The sequence below is a fragment of the Halopenitus persicus genome, from assembly GCF_900107205.1.
Taxonomy (GTDB): Archaea; Halobacteriota; Halobacteria; order Halobacteriales; family Haloferacaceae; genus Halopenitus; species Halopenitus persicus.
In genome coordinates this window covers 43,493-61,534 of the sequence record NZ_FNPC01000001.1, presented here as the reverse complement: position 1 = coordinate 61,534, position 18,042 = coordinate 43,493, and the positions used below count along the sequence as shown (strand labels likewise).

Sequence of the window (18,042 nt, the reverse complement as noted above, 5' to 3'; positions counted from 1 at the left end):
ACGACCACGCACGATGAACCTCGACGAACTCAGATCGGTGCAGGCCAAGGAACGCCGGAAGGACAGCCTGCAGCATCTCCGCGACACGTTCTACGAGGACGTGGCCGCCTACATCGCCGACCTCCGCGCCGCGCGCGACCGGCGAGCCGAGCGCGTCGAGAACCCGTTTTCGGACGACGACGTACGCCGGATGTCCGACGAGGTCGAGACCGCCGAGGAGGTCGCCGAGGCGCTGTACGAACGTCGGGTGGGGAAGGTCGTCAAACTCGCCTCCTTCGCAGCGGCCGATATGCCGGTCGAGCGCGAGGGGATGACGACCCAGGAACGCGAGCTGTTCGAGGACCTGGTAGCCCGCATCGAGGCCAACAAATCCTCGGTTCTCGACGTCCTCACCGGATCGGCGTCGGTCACGGAGGCGGCTTCGAACGCGTCGGAGCCGACGGACGCCGCGGCCGGCCCGCCCGCCGACGCCGTCGAAACGAACGGCGGCGCGAACGCGGCCCGTTCGGAGACCGACCCGGCGACGCGATCCGCTGACACCGACCGGCGGGAGGACTCCAACCAGCCTGTTCCGCCGGAGGACCCCGCGACGGAGCCGAATGACGATGGGTCGGAGGTTCCGTCGGACGCCGCGGCGGAACCCGCCGTCGGTTCCGCTTCCGGCCACACGGACGACGGCGGGGCGCTCGCCGAGGCGATGGGCGCGGAACCGTCCCCGTCAGCCGCCGCGACCGTCGACGACGGTTCCGGAGCGGAGACGGCCGGCGCCGCCGGGGACCGCACGGTCGAGAGCCGCACCGAGACCGGACCCGACGGGGCCGGCGAGGACGCCGCAGTGGACCGCGACCGCGACGCCGCGGACGATCGCAGTCACGACGGGACCGCCGCGGACGATCGCAGCCACGACGGGACCGACCTCGACCGCACGGTCGTTCGGATCACCCGGGACGTCGGGGAGATCCTCGGCGTCGACGAGCGGGAGTACGACCTCGAACGCGAGGACGTGGTGACGCTGCCGGCCGCCAACGCCGATCCGCTGCTGGAGCGGGACGCGGCCGAGCAGATCGAATAGCCCCGCTCAAACGGCGCCCACTCGAATCACGGCCGCTCAAACACGCCCGCCGAACCGCGAACGGCGGGCTTTTTGCCGCCGGCCGGCGAGGAGCGGGTATGCTCGACCCCGGTACCGACGCCCCGTCGTTCTCGCTGCCGAACCAGCACGGCGAGACGGTCTCGCTCGAGTCGATCGACGCCGACTACACCGTCGTCTACTTCTACCCCCGTGCGGACACGCCGGGGTGTACGACCGAGGCCTGCGGGTTCCGCGACGCGTGGGACCGGTTCGCCGAAGCCGACGTCGCTGTCGTCGGAATCAGCGACGATCCGGTCGACGATCTCGCGGACTTCGCCGACAAGTACGACCTGCCGTTCCACCTGCTGTCGGATGCGGACGGCACGGTGTCCGGCGCCTACGACTCCTACGGCGAGAAGAACGTGTTCGGGAACGTCGTCGACGGCGTCTTCCGCAACACCTACGTCGTCGATGCGGCGGGCGAGATCGTCCTCGCCTACGAGGGCGTCGACCCGGAGGACCACGCAGAGGCGATCCTCGAGGACGTCGCGAACGAACGCGCGGACGACCGCGCGTAAGAATAGCGGTGTGTGCGTCGAGGCGACGCCGCAGCTCAGTAGCCGCGCGTGATCAGATAGTCGGCCAGCTCGGCGAGCGTCTCGCGGGCCTCGTTGTCCGGCAGGACCTCGAGGTGGCGCTTCGACCGCTCGGTGAGCTCCTGGGCCTTCCCCCGCGCGTACTCGATCGATCCGGCCTTCTCGAGCGCCGAGACGGCGGTCTCGATCTCCGCGTCCGTCACGTCCGCCGGCGTCTCCGCGTCGACGAGGTCGTCGACGTCGACGCCCTGCTGGCGCGCGTGCAGCGTGATGAGCGTCTCCTTCTCCTCGACGAGGTCGGAGCCGCGCTGTTTGCCCAGCTCCTCGGAGGGAACGGTCAGATCGAGCACGTCGTCCTGGATCTGGAAGGCGCTGCCCGAATCGATCCCGTACCGGTGGAGCGCGTCGACGACCTCGTCGTCGGCGCCGAGCAGGACCGCCGGGGTCGCGGCGGCCGCGCCGTAGAGGACGGCGGTCTTCAGCTCGACCATCTCGAGGTACTCGTCGGGCAGAACCTCGCCGCGCGACTCGAAGGCGACGTCGAGCGCCTGGCCCTCACAGATCTTCGTACACGTCGAGGCGAGCAGCCGCATCGCCTCGAGCCCGTCGACCGGGTCGGATCCGGTGTCGGCCATCATCTCGAAGGCCTTCGAGTAGAGGGTGTCGCCGGCGAGGATCGCCGTCGACGTGTCGTAGGCCTCGTGGACCGCGGGGACGCCCCGCCGGAGGTCGTCCTCGTCCATGATGTCGTCGTGGATCAGCGTGAACGACTGGATGACCTCGATCGACACCGCCGCCCGCAGCAGGTCGACGGTCGAACCCGTCACCGTCGGGAACGACCGGTAGTCGACGGAGCCGGGGGCGACGTCGGCGATCGCCTCGCCGGCGAGGAGGACGACCGTCGGACGGAGCCGCTTGCCGCCGGCCTCGAGGATGTACCGGGACGCCTCGTAGAGCCGCTCGGGCTCCGCCAGCGGGAGCTCCTCGTCGATCGCGGCGTTGACGAGTTCGCGCCGCTGTCGAACCGCGTCCAGAACCCGTGCCTCCGTCGCGTCGTTCGTCATTCGACCAGCTGGAAGACGTTTCCGTTCTCCGTGACGTGGAGGTCACGGTCGAGTTTGTACCCCTGTGAACGGCACAGGTCGACGTACGGTGCGAGCCCCTCCAGATTCTGGTGGGCCGGGATCACGTGCTGGGGCTGAAGGGCGTCCAGCATCGTGTAGTGGCCCTCCTCGCGCAGGTGGCCCGAGACGTGGATGTCGTCGTAGATGCGGGCGCCCTGCATCCGGAGGAGCTGCTCGGACTGGTAGCGCTGGCCCTCGTTCGTCGGCTCCGGGATGACCCGGGCGCTGAAGATGACCTTGTCGCCGTCGTCCAGCTCGTAGGGCGTCTCGCCGCGACCCATCCGGGTGAGCATCGCGCGCGGCTCGCCCTGGTGACCCGTGACGATGGGGAGGTAGTTCTCCTTGCCCTCCTTCATGATCCGCTTGAACGTCCGGTCGACCGACTTCCGGTGGCCGTACATCCCCAGGTCGCCGGGGAAGTCGACGAAGTCGAGCCGTTCGGCCGTGCCGGAGTACTTCTCCATCGACCGGCCCAGCAGGACCGGCTGACGGCCGATCTCGCGGGCGAACTCGACGAGGCTCGAGACCCGAGCGATGTGCGAGGAGAAGGTGGTGGCGACGATCCCGCCGTCGTAATCCTCGACCGACCGCATCACGTCGTGGAGGTGTTCGCGCGCGACCGACTCGGAGGGCGTTCGGCCCTTCCGACCGGCGTTGGTACAGTCCTCGATGTAACAGAGGACGCCCTCGCCCTCGCGACCGATCTCGCGGAACCGGTCCATGTCGATCGGGTCGCCGATGACCGGCGAGTGGTCCATTCGCTTGTCGAGCCCGTAGACGACCGCGCCCTCGGGCGTGTGCAGGACCGGGTTGATCGCGTCGATGACCGAGTGGGCGACGTTGACGAACTCGAGTTCGACCTGTTCGGAGTCGCCGATCGCCATCGTGCCGCCCGCGTTCATCTTCACCAGGTCGTTGTCGACCTGGAACTTGCCCTCGTCCTGGATCTGCTGGCGGACGAGCTCGATCGTGAAGGGGGTGGCGACGATCGGCGCGTCGTACCGGTGGGCGAGCTTGGGGATCGCGGCGATGTGGTCGAGGTGGCCGTGCGTCGGCACGATGGCCTGCACGTCGCCCTCGAGCTCGGACATCACGCGGTCGTCCGGAATGGCGCCCATGTCGATCAGGTCGAGGCTATGCATCTTCTCGGTCTCCACGTTGTCGTGGATCAGGACCTTACTCAGGTTCAGGCCCATGTCGAAGATGACGATGTCCTCGCCCGCTCGGACCGCCGTCATCTGTCGACCGACCTCTTCGTATCCGCCGATTGTTGCGATTTCGATTTCCATAGTCGTGTTCCCAGAGCATCCAAAGCCGCGTTCGAACGGCGATACTGCTCACTGAAACCCGCATCTGGGGCCAAAGCCCCGGCGTCTTACGGCACGTCGGCGAGGGCCCCGCTTCGGTCGAGCCGACGTCGGCTCACCGTGTCCCGCGGGATGATGGTACCTACGGATACACGGGCCCCTCTTAAAAACTGTGTGGGTTGGTCCGCGTGGAACTCCGACGCTCTGACGACCGCCAGGAGACGCTGGAAACCGGAGACGCTAGAGAACCGCCATCGTGACCGCGAGCGTCGCCGAACTGACGACGACGAGCGCGAGGAGCACCACGGCGACCGGCGCGATCCCCGCCTCGCGGAACTCCCGGACGTTCATCCGCATCCCCAGGCCGGCGAAGGCGACGAGGAACAGCCAGCTCGAGGCGGTCCCGATCGCGGTCCGCTGTGCGGGCGTGAACGCGCCGAGCGCCGACATTACGACCAGGAGGAGAAATCCGAGCAGGAAAACGGGAACCCCCTCCCGGAGCTGGCGAAGCCGACCGCGAAGCGCGGCTCGACGGCCGCGTGACGTGGGGGTCGAACCGGCTACGGAATCCGAACCGTCCGCGTAGTACATCGCGTATCCGACGGCGACGACCCCGATGAGCACGTTCCGCGCGAGCTTGACCAGAACCGCCCACTCGCCGGCGGCGGGCGAGTAGGCGAACCCCGCGGCGGTGACGGGGCCGGTGCTGAACATCGTCGTGCCGGCCCAGACCCCGAAGACGACGTCCGACAGGTCGAGCAGCCGTCCCAGGGCCGGGTACGCGATGAGGGTGACCGCGTCGAACAGGAGGACCGTCGCCGTGGCGTACGCGACCTGTCCGCGGTCGGGATCGATGGCGCCGGCGACGGCTGCGACGGCGGAGACGCCGCAGATTCCCGACCCCGCGGCCAGCAGCGATCCGGCCTTCTCGTCGATACCGACCACCCACCGCGAGAGGATCTCCACGAGGAGGACCGTTGCCGACACGGCGCCGAACACGATGGCGAGGACTCGCCCGCCGGCGTCGATGACCCGACCCACCGCGACGGTGGCGCCCAGCAGGACGATCCCGACCTCGAGCCAGAAGCCGTGCGTGTCGACGCCGGGAGCCGCCCAGTCGGGAACGCCGAGCGTGTTCGCGAGGAGTGCTCCGATCGCGATCGCGACGAGGAGGTGGCTGCCGAGCGGGACGATCGCGGTGACCGCGCGAGCCAGCAGCCCGACCAGAACGAGAAGCACGATCCCGGGGAGAATCCGCCACGCCGGCGAAGGTTGCCGTGAGTCGGACATCCTCACCACGGGATCGGCAGGTCGAAGGCGGCGATGACGCCGGCGGGGAGGAACGACGCGCGGATCGCCCGCCACCTCCAGTCGATCCGTCGCCATCCACGGTTGAGCCGCCGCCATCGCCGCGGAATTCGGTCGGTGGCCGATCCCCGGTCCGTCATTACGTCCGGCTATCCGAGTCGGCGGGTAAAGTCTGCTGATCCCGACGGGTCGTCACGGATGGCGGATGATACGTCCGTAACTGATGACGGTGACCGATGACGGTGACCGATGACGGTGACCGATGACGGTGACCGATGGTAGCACCGGACGATGTCGAGGGGCCGTTCCGCCGGAGACGGTCGTGAGACCCGTCTCGCGGGGCGTCTCCATCCCGGTATGTTTAATAGTCCGACGGGAGGCGATCCGAACCATGAGTGGCCGACCCCTCGACGTGCTGGAGTCATCGCTGAACGAGGCCGTGACCGTCCACCTCAAGGACGGAACCACGTATTACGGCCTGCTCGCCGGATACGACCAGCACATGAACCTGGTCATCTCCCCCGAGGAGTCCGCCGACGACCGCGTCGAGGGCGACGAGGAGTTCGCCGTCGCGGTCGAAGACACAACGATTATACGCGGCGACAACGTCGTCACCATCAAAGCATGACCGGAGCCGGAACGCCCTCCCAGGGGAAAAAGAACAAGACGGTTCACGTGAAGTGCCGCCGCTGTGGCGAGAAGTCCTACCACCTCAAGAAGGAGCGCTGCTCGTCGTGCGGCTTCGGCAAGTCCGCCAAGCGCCGCGAGTACGCCTGGCAGTCGAAGTCCGGCGACAACTGAGCTCCCGGCGTCGCCGGGAATCGACCGATACCGTCGAGACGACGACGCGATCCGAGACGACGACTCTTCCTCGGTTTCACGTTTCACCGGTCCTTCGTGACCGACCGGTGTGAGGCTCATACGCCGGGATAGCCGGCCACGAGCGATGGTCTCACTCGCTCGCGATCCGACCGAGAAACTCGCGCAGTAGGGCGTTGAACGCTTCGGGCTGTTCGATCATCGCGAGGTGTGCGGCGTCCTCGATGACGGCCCGCTCGCAGTCCGGGATCTCGCTCGCGAGGAACTCGTGGTACCGCGGAGGCGTCAGCCCGTCGTGTTCGCCGGCGACCGCCAGCGTGGGGACGTCGATCGCCGAGACGCGGTCACGAACGTCGAACCGGTGACACGTCAGGAAGTCGCGTTCGACGACCGCCCGGCCGGTCCGCCGCATCGCGTCCATCGAGAGCTCGACGTACTCGGGCGGGGCGTCGTGGAAGACCCGATCCGCGCCGTGGAGGAACTCGATCGCTCGCTCGAAGTCGTCGGCGAGCCACTCCCGGAGGTCCTGCAGGACCGCGAGCTTCGCCCCGGTTCCCTGGAGCACGAGTCCCTCGAGCCGGTCCGCGTAGTCGCGCTCGAGCGCGACCCACTGTGCGACGGCACCGCCGAGCGAGTTCCCGCAGAGCACCGTCGCGTCCGTCTCCTCGGCGACCGCGACGACGTCGTCGGCGTAGGCGGCGAGCGTCTCCGGGCCGGGCTCGGCGTCGACGTCGTCGCTTTCGCCGTGGCCGGACAGGTCGACCGAGACGACGGGAGCCGTGTCCCGGAGCCGAGCCTGGGCCTTCCAGATGGCGTGGGTGCCGCCGCTGCCGTGAACGAACAGGGTCGCCGGTCCATCCCCGTCCCCCTTCGAAACGCGATAGGCGATCCGGCGGCCGTGGTGCGTGACGTGCTCCATACCTGCTCTTCCGCGCGCGGGGACAAAAACCGTCGTGTCGCGGTCTCATCGACGCAGCCACACGGTCACCGACGAACACGGATCGGAACCACCCGGACGCCGATGGACGCCGATCGGAACCGCCCGGACGCCGACGGACGCGGATCCGAATCGCGACGCGATCGACGGACGCCGATCGGGATCGCCCGGACGCCGACCGGATCCGAACCGCAATCACACTCCCGATCCGATACCCGACGCCTTCACGCGATCAATTGGCGACAAGTTTATATATGTAACCACCTAACTTGGAGTTAGGATCGAAATGAATCTCACCCAGATCACCGACGGCGAGCCCGTTCTTCGCCGCTACGAGTACCCGAACCGATGGGTCATCGCCGCCGACCTCGGCGTCGACGACGAACTCGTCTCCGTCGACACCGTCGGCGAGACGGCGATCGTCGTCGTCGACCGCGACGACGTCGACGCCGAGACCGAGATCGAGCTGCCCGGTCCGGCCGCCGACGCGACCGTGAACAACGGCGTTTTGACCATCGAGGTGGCCAAATGAAGCTCACGGTCAAGCCGCTCAAACAGAAGGACGCCGGCCGGCGTCTCGCCGCGATCGACCGCGTCGCCGCCGAGGAGCTCGACCTCTCCGGCGGCGACTTCGTTCGTATCGACGGCCAGTCCGGCAGCGCCATCGCGCGCGTCTGGCCCGGCTACCCCGAGGATGACGGCACCGGCGTGGTCCGCATCGACGGCCGCCTCCGCCAGGAGGCCGACGTCGGGATCGACGACCGCGTGACCGTCGAGAAGGTCGACGTCAAGCCCGCCGAGCGGGTGACCGTCGCGCTCCCCCAGCGGCTGGGGATCCGCGGCAACATCGACGCGCTGATCCGCCGCGAACTCGGCGGCCAGCCCGTCACGCCCGGCCAGAACGTCCAGCTGCCGCTCGGGTTCGGCTTCATGGGCGGCCAGTCGCAGGCGGTCCCGCTGAAGGTCGCCTCGACGACGCCCTCCGGAACGGTCGTCGTCACCGACAGCACCGAGATCGAGATCTCCGAGAAGCCCGCCGAGGAGATCGTCGAGAACGTCGGCGAGGCCGGCCCGGGCGGCGACGCCACGCCCGACGTCGCCTACGAGGACATCGGCGGCCTCGACGACGAGCTCGAGCAGGTCCGCGAGATGATCGAGCTGCCGATGCGCCACCCCGAGCTGTTCAAGCGGCTCGGCATCGACCCGCCGAAGGGCGTCCTGCTGCACGGCCCGCCCGGCACCGGCAAGACGCTGATCGCCAAGGCCGTCGCCAACGAGATCGACGCCAGCTTCCACACGGTCTCCGGTCCGGAGATCATGTCGAAGTACTACGGCGAGTCCGAGGAGCAGCTGCGCGACGTCTTCGAGGAGGCCTCCGAGGACGCGCCGGCGATCATCTTCATGGACGAGCTCGACTCGATCGCCCCCAAGCGCGAGGAGGCCGGCGGCGACGTCGAGCGTCGCGTGGTCGCCCAGCTCCTCTCGCTGATGGACGGCCTCGAGGAACGCGGCCAGGTCGTCGTCATCGGCGCCACCAACCGCGTGGACGCGATCGACCCCGCGCTCCGGCGCGGCGGCCGGTTCGACCGCGAGATCGAGATCGGCGTGCCGGACCGCGACGGTCGCAAGGAGATCCTGCAGGTCCACACGCGGAACATGCCGCTGGTGGACGGGATCGACCTCGACGAGTACGCGGAGAACACCCACGGCTTCGTCGGCGCCGACCTCGAGAGCCTCGCCAAGGAGTCCGCGATGCACGCGCTGCGTCGCATCCGCCCGCAGCTGGACCTGGAGTCCGACGAGATCGACGCGGACGTGCTCCAGTCGATCCAGGTCACCGAGCGCGACCTCAAGGAGGCGCTCAAGGGCATCGAGCCCTCCGCGCTCCGGGAGGTCTTCGTCGAGGTTCCGGACGTCACCTGGGAGGACGTCGGCGGGCTCGAGGACACCAAGGAACGGCTTCGCGAGACCGTCCAGTGGCCCCTCGAGTACCCCGAGGTGTTCGACCAGCTCGACATGGAGGCCGCCAAGGGCGTGTTGCTGTACGGCCCGCCCGGCACCGGCAAGACGCTGCTGGCGAAGGCCGTCGCCAACGAATCCGAGTCGAACTTCATCTCGATCAAGGGGCCCGAGCTGTTGAACAAGTTCGTCGGCGAGTCGGAGAAGGGCGTCCGCGAGGTCTTCTCGAAGGCCCGCGAGAACGCGCCGACGATCGTGTTCTTCGACGAGATCGACTCGATCGCGACCGAGCGCGGCGGTAACACGACCGACTCGGGCGTCGGCGAGCGCGTCGTCTCCCAGCTGCTGACGGAGCTCGACGGCCTCGAGTCGCTGGAGGACGTCGTGGTGATCGCCACCACGAACCGTCCGGACCTCATCGACTCGGCGCTGTTGCGCCCCGGTCGGCTCGACCGGCACGTCCACGTGCCCGTCCCCGACGAGGAGGCGCGCCGCCGGATCTTCGAGGTCCACACGCGCGAGAAGCCGCTCGCGGACGACGTCGACCTCGATGAGCTGGCGCGCCGGACCGAGGGATACGTCGGCGCCGACATCGAGGCGGTCGCCCGCGAGGCCTCGATGAACGCCTCCCGCGAGTTCATCGCGAGCGTCGACAGGGAGGAGGTCGGCGAGTCGGTGGGCAACGTCCGCGTGACGATGGCCCACTTCGAGGACGCGCTCGAGGAGGTCGTCCCGAGCGTGACGGCGGAGACCCGCGACCGCTACGAGGAGATCGAGAAACGGTTCAAGCGCTCCGAGGTCGAAACGGAGCCCGAGGCGACCCCCGGCGGCGCGTTCCAGTAGGGTCGCGGTCGGGCCGTCCTCGACGGGTGCCCGTTCTCCATCGCGAACGACGATGCGTAGAACATAACTGTTAGACGTGTCTAATTTTCTCCGAATGCGGATCGAACCCGCCGGGAGTGCTGCCGTATGACGACCTGGATGGACGTCGCCGTGATCGCCTTCCTCGCCCAGCTCGCGGTGCTGCCGGGCGAGAAGGTCCAGTTCATCATCGCCGGGCTGTCGACGCGCTACAACCCCCTGCTGGTCGTTGCCGCCGCCGGGAGCGCCTTCGCCGGCTGGACGGTCCTGGAGATCGCCTTCGGGAACTACGTGCAGCGGGTCCTCCCGGGCGTCTACCTCGACCTTCTCACGGGGCTGTTGTTCCTGTTCTTCGCCGTCGCGTTGCTGCGGTCGGCGCCGCCGCGGACGCGGACTGACGGCGGATCGGACATCACGAGCGGGGAGGACGGCGTCACGGGTGACGGATCCGGCGGCGTCACGAGCGGGGAGGACGGGTCGACCGTCGGCGATGACGCCTCGCTGCCGGACGAGGACGCCTCGCTGCCGGACGACGACGGCGGAACGAGCATGCTCGACGGGGAGCTCGAGGTTCGCGTTCCCTATCTCGGATGGCGGGTTCCCAACGCACTCGGGGGGTTCCTCCCGATCTTCGCGCTGATGGCGTTCGGCGAGTTCGGGGACAAGACCCAGCTCGTCACGATCGGGTTGGCCGCCCAGTATCCCGCGTTCCCGGCGGCCATCTGGGCGGGCGAGATGGCGGCCATCATCCCGGTCAGCCTCGTGAACGCGTTCGTGTTCTTCCGGTTCGCGAACCGGTTCGACCTCCGGACGGCACACCATCTGGCGGGGGCCGCCTTCGCGTTCTTCGGGATCGACACGCTACAGGCGATCGTGACCGGCGTCTCGGTCTGGGACACCGCCATCGAGGCGGTCGCGGCGGCGATCCTCGCGCTCGTCTGATGCCGATCACGTGACCCGTCGGTCGGGACCTGGCCCCTACTCGTGGCCGTTCACGGCGACCGGTCCGTACGGCTCCTCGAGATAGGCACGGTCGCTCTTCGAGAGGTCGATGTCGAGCGCCTCGACGGCGTCCTCCAAGTGATCGACGCTCGTCGTTCCGACGATGGGCGCGTCGACCGGCTCCTGGTGGAGGAGCCACGCGAGCGCGATCTGCGCCATCGTGACGCCCTTCTCGGCCGCGAGCTCCGCGACGCGGTCGTTGATCTCGTCGCCGCCGTTGGCGCGATAGGTGTCGATCCGATCGGCGAACCGGCCGTCGTTCATGTACTTGCCGCGGGTCGTCTCGAGGAACTCCTCGTGGGGGCGGGTGAGGAACCCGCGCGCGAGCGGGCTCCACGGGATGACGCCGATCCCCTCGCGGTCACAGAGGGGTAGCATCTCGCGTTCCTCCTCGCGGTAGGCGAGGTTGTAGTGGTTCTGCATCGTTTGGAACCGCTCCAATCCGAGCTCGTCGCTCGTGTGGAGGGCCCGCGAGAACTGATGGGCCCACTGCGAGGAGGTGCCGATGTAGCGGACCTGGTTCCGGCGAACGGCGTCGTCGAGCGCCCGGAGGGTCTCGTCGATCGGCGCGTCGTAATCCCACCGATGCGTCTGATAGAGGTCGATCGTGTCCATCCCGAGGCGGTCGAGGCTGTTCGACAGCTCCTGTTCGATCGCCTTGCGCGAGAGCCCGCCGGCGTTGGGATTCGTTTCGTCCATCTCCCCGTAGACCTTCGTGGCCACCACCTGCCCGTCGCGGTCGTATTCCTCCAACGCGTTCCCGAGGACGCGTTCGGACTCGCCGTTCGAGTAGACGTTGGCGGTATCGAAGAAGTTGATGCCGAGATCGATCGCCCGTTCGATGATCGGCCGGCTCTCCGCCTCGTCGAGGACCCACTCGCGCCAGTCGCTCGATCCGAAGCTCATACAGCCGAGACAGATCCGGCTGACCTCCATTCCCGTGTCGCCGAGCGTCGTGTACTCCATCGTACTGCCACTCGTGGGTCCGCACATTAAGGATTGTGACCATATACCATACTCCCAGCGGACGTCGTCAGCGATCGCTCGGTTCCGTCGTGATCCACGACTCCGTGCTCGAGGCCACCACGAGCGTGTCGGTCACGTCCTCCATCGCGTCGAGAACCTCGTCGAAGCGGAGTGCGAAGGTCCGGGAGACGAACGCGCCGTGGATCACATCGTCGGCGAACGCGGTCTCGATCACCGCGTTCCGGAGCTCGTCGACCGAGCTTTCGGCACCCCGCACCGTGGCGATCTCCGCGGCGACCGAGTCCGACCGCGACGGGGAGCGCAACAGTCGTACGTAGCACGCAACCGCGTCGGCGAGCGCATCCATCGCCCGCTCGGCACACCGCGCCATCTCGGCGTAGCGGTCGAAGGTGGCGGCCTCCCGGGGTGGCGCGATCGTGACCAGCTCCTCGGCGAGACGCTCGATCGCGTTCGGTATCTCGTCGAGTCGCTGATAGAGATCGAGCACGTGCGGCGAGTTGAGGTGGATCCGGGCGTTCCGCAGCCCGATATCCCGGGCGTCGGCGTTCGTGATCTGTGCCGAGATGTCCCGCTTGAGACGGTCGCAGTCGCTCTCGCGGGTCGTGATCGCGTCGACGAGATCCCGGACCGTCGGGTCATCGGCACCGCCGTCGACGTAGGCGTCGACGAGATCCGACAGCAGGCGAACGCACTCGTCGATCCGGTCGAGATACGTCTCCGTCCGCGACACGATCCGGTCGTCGAACCGCCGCTCGGGTTCTGCGGCCATCGATCGATCCGGGGTTCGACACGTGAAAGTAGGTTTATAAGATCGCTATATATCGGTTCGATCCACGGCATGGCGGTCCCGAGCCGCCGGCTTGCCGTCCGATCCCCCGCCGCCGATGGCGATTTCCCGCTCCGGACCGTTCGATCGACCGATGGGCTACCCGGTCACGTACTACTGTCCGCACTGTGAGACCCTCGTCGCGGTCGAGCGGGAGGGCTACCTCGACGACAAGGCCGTCACGCCGTATCCCCTCGAGGGATGGACGTACGCCGCTCCGGAGGTCGTCTTCGATGACGCCGGATCGGCTGCGACAGGATCGGCCGAGGAGGACGCGGCTGCGGAGGACGCGGCTGCAGAGAAAGCGACGGAGCGCCGGGAGTCGTCGGACCCGGACGGCGTCCGGTTCGTGTGTGGGGAAAGTGACGGCGTGACCTGGGCGCCGGAGAGGGCCGAGCTGACGTCCGAAAGCGTCGACGGAAACTCCGACGCCGCCGACACCGACGCTGCCGACGCCACCGCCACCGGCACCGACGCCACCAGCACCGACGCCACCGACACCGGCGATGCCGAACACGACGACGTCGGCTGTGGCGAGCCCTTTTACCTCTCGTTCGTTCGCTTCGAGGACGGCCGGGAGGTCGATCCGCGAAGCGGCACGGACGGGGAGCGGATCCGGCTCAACCTCGGTCGGGAGCCGGACCGCCCCCGCGGGCCGGCCGGGCCGTCGGGCCCCGACGGCGGATCGGGCGGATTCTGGGGATGAGTCCGGTATCGGGAGCGACGGGAAAGCCGGCCCGTGAGACGGATCCGGATGTTGCCTTTTAAGAACCCAACTTCAACTTAAATACCGGATCCGGCCGAACTCCCGGCCTACCCCTTGATGTTGCAGACGGGGAACGTCCGGGCGACGGTGTCGCCGATCCCCAACGCGTCGCTGACGCGGACGACCTCGTCCACGTCCTTATAAACGCCGGGGGCCTCCTCGGCGATCGTCGCTCCGCTCTGGGCCTTCACGTATATCTGCTCCTGCTCCTCGAGATCGTCCTGCACGTCGCCGCCCCAGAAGTCGCGTTTGGCCTGGGTGCGGCTCATCAACCGTCCGGCGCCGTGGGCGGTGGATCCGAAGGAGACGTCGAGGGAGTTCTCGCCGCCGCGGAGGACGTACGACCCGGCGCCCATGCTCCCCGGGATGATGACCGGCTGGCCGACGTCGCGGTAGACCTCCGGGACCTCCTCGCGGCCGGCGGGGAACGCCCGCGTCGCGCCCTTCCGGTGCACGTAGAGGTCACGCTCCTCGCCGTCGACGACGTGCGTCTCCCGCTTTGCGATGTTGTGGGCGACGTCGTAGAGCAGTTCCATTCCGAGGTCGTCGATCGGGTCGGCGTCGAAGACGTCGCCGAACACCGTCCGCGTTCGGTGGGTGATGAGCTGCCGGTTGACCCACGCGTAGTTGATCGCCGCACACATCGCGCCGTAATACTCGTGGGCGAGTTCGGACCCGGCGGGCGCCGCCGCCAGCTCCTTGTCCGGGAGCTCCTCCAGGAGGTCCCCGTGGCGCTGCTCGATCTCCCGCAGGTAGTCGGTGCACGTCTGGTGGCCGAGTCCCCGCGAACCGCAGTGGATCAGGACGACGATCTGCCCCGGCTCGAGCCCGTAGGCGTCGGCCACGTCCTCGCGGAAGACGTCCGTCACGCGCTGGACCTCGAGGAAGTGGTTGCCGGAGCCGAGCGATCCGATCTGGTTGCGGCCGCGGTCCTTGGCCTTCTGCGGAACGAACTCCGGACGCGCGTCGGGACGGCGACCCTCGTCCTCGCACCGCGCGAGGTCCGTCTCGACGCCGTATCCCGCGTCGACCGCCCACTCGACGCCGTGCTCGAGGATCGCCTCGACCGTGTCGCTGTCGCCCTCGACGATCCCGCCGCCGCCGAGCCCGGAAGGGATCCGGTCGAAGAGGGCGTCGACGAGCTCCTCCTCGCGGCCCCGAACGTCGTCGTATTCGAGATTTGTTTTTACCATCCTGACGCCGCAATTTATGTCGTAGCCGATCGCTCCGGGCGAGATACACCCCTCCTCGGCGTCGATGGCGCCGACGCCGCCGACCGGGAACCCGTAGCCCTGGTGGCCGTCGGGCATACAGAGCGCGTACTTCGTCATTCCCGGGAGGTGGGTGGCGTTCCGGAGCTGGGTGAGCGTGTCGTCCTCGCCGATCTCCTCGAGGAGGGACTCGGAGGCGAACACGCGGGCCGGGACGTTCATCCCGTCCGCCTTCGGGATCTCCCAGACGTTCTCGCGAACCTGCCGCAGACGGACGTCGCCGAACTCGCGGATGGTCATACCTCGAGGGAGGCCGGGCAGGTGGAATAGCGTTACGACGCGGGGCGAGCGTTCGAACCGCAACCCACCCGGTCAGCCATGCACGATCTCGGCGAGGCGATCGCGCAGGGAGTCGCGGCCGAGCTTGAGGTAGTAGGCGTCGCCGCCGTCCTCGTAGTAGTCGTTGATCCGCCGTTTGACCTCGAAGCCGAGGTGCTTATAAAAGCCGATCGCGTTCTCGTTCGTCGACCGCGCGTGGCAGGTCACGGAGCGGTGCTCCTCGGCGATCTCCGCAACCAGCCGCTGGGCGTAGCCACGGTTTCGCGCATCGGGAGTCACACCGAGAAACAGCAGGTAGCCGTCCCGTCGGACGCAGGCGAACGCGACGAGGTCGTCGTTTTCGAAGAGGAGATGGGCCCGTGAGCGCCGGTAGGCGTCGGTGAAGAATCCGCGCTGCTGTCGGAGCACGCCCTCCTCCTCGCGGATCGTCTCCTTGAGGTCCCAGGCCGCCGAGACGTGCTCGGCGTTGCCGGGCTGGTCGACCCGCTTCTCGACGGTGACGCTCACTGAGCGGTGCTAACGCGGGCGTCGAATATAACTCCTCCGTCGCAACCGCCACCGTCGTCGCGACCGTCACCGTCGTCGCAACCGTCACCGCCGTCGGAACCGTCACCGTTCCGCGTCAGAACGGTTAAACTTCCGACCCCCGTTCGGGAGAGCAATGAGGACGGACCGGCCGCTCGTCGGGACGCTACGGCGCGGGTTCCTCACCGGAGTCGCGGTCCTCGTCCCGCTCGTGATCACGCTGATCGTGTTGACGATCGCGTTCAACTACGTCTACCACTACCTCGATCTGTTCTCGAACGCGATCCTCCCGTTCTCGCCGCGGATCGTGGTCCCGTTCGTCGGGGCGATCGGGCGGGAGCTCCTCGTGGAGATCGCCACGCCGATCGTGCTCTTTCTGATCATTCTCGGCGTCGGAGTGGCGGTGAACGCCTCGCGATACGGCGCGCTGGCGGTCGACTACTTCGACCACCTCGTCGAGCGGGTGCCGGGGATCGGGGCCGTCTACGAGAGCTTCCGGCGGATGTCCGACGTGATGCTCGAGTCCGACGGCGAGAACTTCCAGGAGGTCGTTCTCGTCGAGTTCCCAACCGACGACACCTACACGCTCGCGTTCGTGACGAGCCGCACGCCGGCGGCGATCGCGGAGCCGGCCGGAAACGAGCGGGAGGGAATGCGCACGCTGTTCATGCCGATGGCGCCGAACCCGGTGATGGGCGGACACGTCCTGTTCGTCCCGGAATCGCGGATCGTCGACGTCGACCTCACCGTCGAGGAGGGGATCCAGGCGCTGGTCACGAGCGGCGTCGCGATCGGGGACGAAGCCGGCGCCGACGCGGGGGGCGGCCCCACGAGCGACGGCGTGGCGGCCGAGACGCTGCGAGACCTCTCGCGGCTCGACCACGTCGAACAGCGTATGAACCCGACGGCGGCGGCGCGAGCGACGACCGATCAGGACCGGACGATGTCCGATCGGGCGGAGCGGTACGACGAGGCGGTCACCCCGAGCACGGCCGAGACCCCGGACGCGATCGTTCGCCGGGAGCGGGACGCGGAGGACGAGTCCGGGTCGAAGCCGCAAGGCCCGACGCCCGCCGAGCGCGCCGACCGACGGGCGACGGACCGGGACGCGACCGAGACGCCGCCCTCGGAGCGCGCGGGGCGCGATCCGCGGGACCGGGACCGAACGGACGTCCCGCCGGAACGGCGCGGCCGGAGCGACCAGGGTTCGGAGGGCGGGGACGAGGGACCGGAGAGCGAGGACGGGGGACCGGAGAGTGAAGACGAGGGACCGGAGAGTGAAAACGAGGGACCGGAGAGCAAGAATGAGGAGGGGGGATCCGCGTGACCTACCGACTCCGCGACCACACCGCCGACGTGGCCGTCGAGGCGACCGCCGACTCGCTCGCGGCCGTCTTCGCCGACGTCGCGGCCGGACTCACGGCGGCGATGTGCGAGGACCCGCCCGCGGGCGGCGACCGGTTCACGATGGAGATCGCCGCGGAATCCGGCGAGGCGGCGCTGTTCGACTACCTCGACCGGCTCATCTACGAGCGCGACGTCCGCGGCGTCCTGCCGGTGGACCACGACTGCCGGGTCCGGCCGGCGGCGACCGACGATCGCGGCGACGATCCCGGACACGACGACACGTGGGTCGTCGAGGCCAGCGCCCGTGGCGTACCGCTGCGCGAGGTGACCGCTCGTGACGTGAAGGCGGTGACGTACTCCGAGATGGTGCTCGAGCAACGCGGCGGGGAGTGGTACGCGTACGTCGTCTTCGACGTCTAGGCCGCGTTGTCCCGTCCTCGCCGAGAGCGAGACGGGCGGGAACGCAGCTCGACACTATGGCTGGAAACGGGCTGTTGGCGGGCTGTGCGAACCGCTCGCGTGCTCGAGGGCGAAGAACAACCGTTAAAAGTCGCGGTCGGGTTCGTACGCGTATGGCTGGAACCATCGAAGTGCTCGTTCCGGGCGGGCAGGCCAATCCCGGCCCGCCGCTCGGTCCCGAGCTCGGACCGACGCCCGTGGACGTGCAGGACGTCGTCAGCGAGATCAACGAGGAGACCGCCGCCTTCGACGGGATGGAGGTTCCCGTCACCGTCGAGTACGACGACGACGGCTCCTTCAGCATCGAGGTCGGCGTCCCGCCGACCGCCGAGCTGATCAAGGACGAGGCCGGCTTCGAGACCGGCTCCGGCGAGCCGCAGTCGGAGTTCGTCGCCGACCTCTCGGTCGAGCAGGTCAAGACGATCGCCGAGCAGAAGTCCTCCGACCTGCTGGCGTACGACACGAAGAACGCCGCCAAGGAGATCGGCGGCACCTGCGCCTCCCTCGGCGTCACGATCGACGGCGAGGACGCCCGGACGTTCGACGACCGCGTCGACGCCGGCGACTACGACGACGTCCTCGCGGAGTAGTCGAGGT

The 18,042-nt window shown here is 68.4% G+C and carries 20 protein-coding genes; 11 read left to right on the top strand and 9 right to left on the bottom strand.

What is annotated here, in order from left to right:
• Window positions 1-13 precede the first annotated feature (13 nt).
• Window positions 14-1,072, top strand: coding sequence for a DNA replication complex subunit Gins51 (locus tag BLV25_RS00320; protein ID WP_092730185.1), 1,059 nt, complete (start codon window positions 14-16; stop codon window positions 1,070-1,072).
• Between the two features lie 98 nt (window positions 1,073-1,170).
• Window positions 1,171-1,650, top strand: a complete 480-nt coding sequence (bcp, locus tag BLV25_RS00315) for a thioredoxin-dependent thiol peroxidase (RefSeq protein WP_021074248.1) — start codon at window positions 1,171-1,173, stop codon at window positions 1,648-1,650.
• A 35-nt stretch (window positions 1,651-1,685) separates the two neighbouring features.
• Here the strand turns inward: bcp and idsA3 are convergent, their stop codons facing one another.
• The 4 genes from idsA3 to BLV25_RS17170 form a co-directional block, all read right to left on the bottom strand.
• Entirely contained in the window at window positions 1,686-2,732 is a 1,047-nt protein-coding gene (gene idsA3 / locus BLV25_RS00310; protein ID WP_092730183.1) for a geranylfarnesyl diphosphate synthase, read from the bottom strand.
• Window positions 2,729-4,081, bottom strand: coding sequence for a ribonuclease J (locus BLV25_RS00305; protein WP_021074250.1), 1,353 nt, complete (start codon window positions 4,079-4,081; stop codon window positions 2,729-2,731). Before BLV25_RS00305 ends, idsA3 begins: the two co-directional genes overlap by 4 nt.
• A gap of 258 nt (window positions 4,082-4,339) precedes the next feature.
• A complete protein-coding gene (locus BLV25_RS00300; protein WP_092730181.1) occupies window positions 4,340-5,389 on the bottom strand; it encodes a YeiH family protein in 1,050 nt (349 codons plus the stop codon).
• Window positions 5,390-5,391: 2 nt separating this feature from the next.
• Entirely contained in the window at window positions 5,392-5,547 is a 156-nt protein-coding gene (locus BLV25_RS17170) for a hypothetical protein (RefSeq protein WP_176819402.1), read from the bottom strand.
• A 251-nt stretch (window positions 5,548-5,798) separates the two neighbouring features.
• Between BLV25_RS17170 and BLV25_RS00295 the strand changes: the two genes are divergently transcribed.
• Together BLV25_RS00295 and BLV25_RS00290 are read left to right on the top strand one after the other, a co-directional pair.
• Window positions 5,799-6,035 (top strand): LSM domain-containing protein, encoded by a 237-nt coding sequence (locus BLV25_RS00295; RefSeq protein WP_021074253.1) that lies wholly within the window; start codon window positions 5,799-5,801, stop codon window positions 6,033-6,035.
• Window positions 6,032-6,208, top strand: a complete 177-nt coding sequence (locus tag BLV25_RS00290; RefSeq protein ID WP_021074254.1) for a 50S ribosomal protein L37e — start codon at window positions 6,032-6,034, stop codon at window positions 6,206-6,208. The genes BLV25_RS00295 and BLV25_RS00290 overlap by 4 nt, the downstream gene beginning before the upstream one ends.
• A gap of 151 nt (window positions 6,209-6,359) precedes the next feature.
• Here BLV25_RS00290 and BLV25_RS00285 read toward each other — a convergent pair whose 3' ends face one another.
• The gene (locus tag BLV25_RS00285; protein WP_092730179.1) at window positions 6,360-7,145 is read right to left on the bottom strand and encodes an alpha/beta fold hydrolase; all 786 of its coding nucleotides are present in this window, start codon (window positions 7,143-7,145) and stop codon (window positions 6,360-6,362) included.
• Window positions 7,146-7,449: 304 nt separating this feature from the next.
• Here BLV25_RS00285 and BLV25_RS00280 point away from each other — a divergent pair, with 304 nt between their 5' ends.
• The 3 genes from BLV25_RS00280 (at window position 7,450) to BLV25_RS00270 (ending at window position 10,925) form a co-directional block, all read left to right on the top strand.
• A complete protein-coding gene (locus BLV25_RS00280; RefSeq protein WP_021074256.1) occupies window positions 7,450-7,695 on the top strand; it encodes a DUF7127 family protein in 246 nt (81 codons plus the stop codon).
• A complete protein-coding gene (locus tag BLV25_RS00275; RefSeq protein ID WP_021074257.1) occupies window positions 7,692-9,965 on the top strand; it encodes a CDC48 family AAA ATPase in 2,274 nt (757 codons plus the stop codon). Before BLV25_RS00280 ends, BLV25_RS00275 begins: the two co-directional genes overlap by 4 nt.
• 126 nt (window positions 9,966-10,091) lie before the next feature.
• Complete coding sequence (locus tag BLV25_RS00270; RefSeq protein ID WP_092730177.1) at window positions 10,092-10,925, top strand: TMEM165/GDT1 family protein; 834 nt, start codon at window positions 10,092-10,094, stop codon at window positions 10,923-10,925.
• Window positions 10,926-10,961: 36 nt separating this feature from the next.
• Here BLV25_RS00270 and BLV25_RS00265 read toward each other — a convergent pair whose 3' ends face one another.
• Together BLV25_RS00265 and BLV25_RS00260 are read right to left on the bottom strand one after the other, a co-directional pair.
• Window positions 10,962-11,951 (bottom strand): aldo/keto reductase, encoded by a 990-nt coding sequence (locus tag BLV25_RS00265; protein WP_092730175.1) that lies wholly within the window; start codon window positions 11,949-11,951, stop codon window positions 10,962-10,964.
• A 67-nt stretch (window positions 11,952-12,018) separates the two neighbouring features.
• Window positions 12,019-12,741, bottom strand: a complete 723-nt coding sequence (locus BLV25_RS00260) for a DUF47 domain-containing protein (protein ID WP_092730173.1) — start codon at window positions 12,739-12,741, stop codon at window positions 12,019-12,021.
• A gap of 151 nt (window positions 12,742-12,892) precedes the next feature.
• On the opposite strand from BLV25_RS00260, the gene BLV25_RS00255 reads away from it, so the two are divergent.
• On the top strand, window positions 12,893-13,504 hold the full coding sequence (locus tag BLV25_RS00255) for a hypothetical protein (RefSeq protein ID WP_092730171.1): 612 nt from the start codon (window positions 12,893-12,895) through the stop codon (window positions 13,502-13,504).
• A 107-nt stretch (window positions 13,505-13,611) separates the two neighbouring features.
• Here the strand turns inward: BLV25_RS00255 and BLV25_RS00250 are convergent, their stop codons facing one another.
• Window positions 13,612-15,075, bottom strand: a complete 1,464-nt coding sequence (locus BLV25_RS00250; RefSeq protein WP_092730169.1) for an RtcB family protein — start codon at window positions 15,073-15,075, stop codon at window positions 13,612-13,614.
• Window positions 15,076-15,147: 72 nt separating this feature from the next.
• On the bottom strand, window positions 15,148-15,621 hold the full coding sequence (locus BLV25_RS00245) for a GNAT family N-acetyltransferase (protein ID WP_021074263.1): 474 nt from the start codon (window positions 15,619-15,621) through the stop codon (window positions 15,148-15,150).
• A 154-nt stretch (window positions 15,622-15,775) separates the two neighbouring features.
• Between BLV25_RS00245 and BLV25_RS18125 the strand changes: the two genes are divergently transcribed.
• From BLV25_RS18125 to BLV25_RS00230, 3 genes are all read left to right on the top strand, one after another.
• A complete protein-coding gene (locus tag BLV25_RS18125; protein ID WP_092730167.1) occupies window positions 15,776-16,966 on the top strand; it encodes a DUF502 domain-containing protein in 1,191 nt (396 codons plus the stop codon).
• Window positions 16,963-17,406: an archease gene (locus BLV25_RS00235; RefSeq protein WP_021074265.1), complete on the top strand. Its 444-nt coding sequence runs from the start codon at window positions 16,963-16,965 to the stop codon at window positions 17,404-17,406. Before BLV25_RS18125 ends, BLV25_RS00235 begins: the two co-directional genes overlap by 4 nt.
• Window positions 17,407-17,558: 152 nt before the next feature.
• The gene (locus tag BLV25_RS00230) at window positions 17,559-18,035 is read left to right on the top strand and encodes a 50S ribosomal protein L11 (protein ID WP_021074266.1); all 477 of its coding nucleotides are present in this window, start codon (window positions 17,559-17,561) and stop codon (window positions 18,033-18,035) included.
• Window positions 18,036-18,042 lie beyond the last annotated feature (7 nt).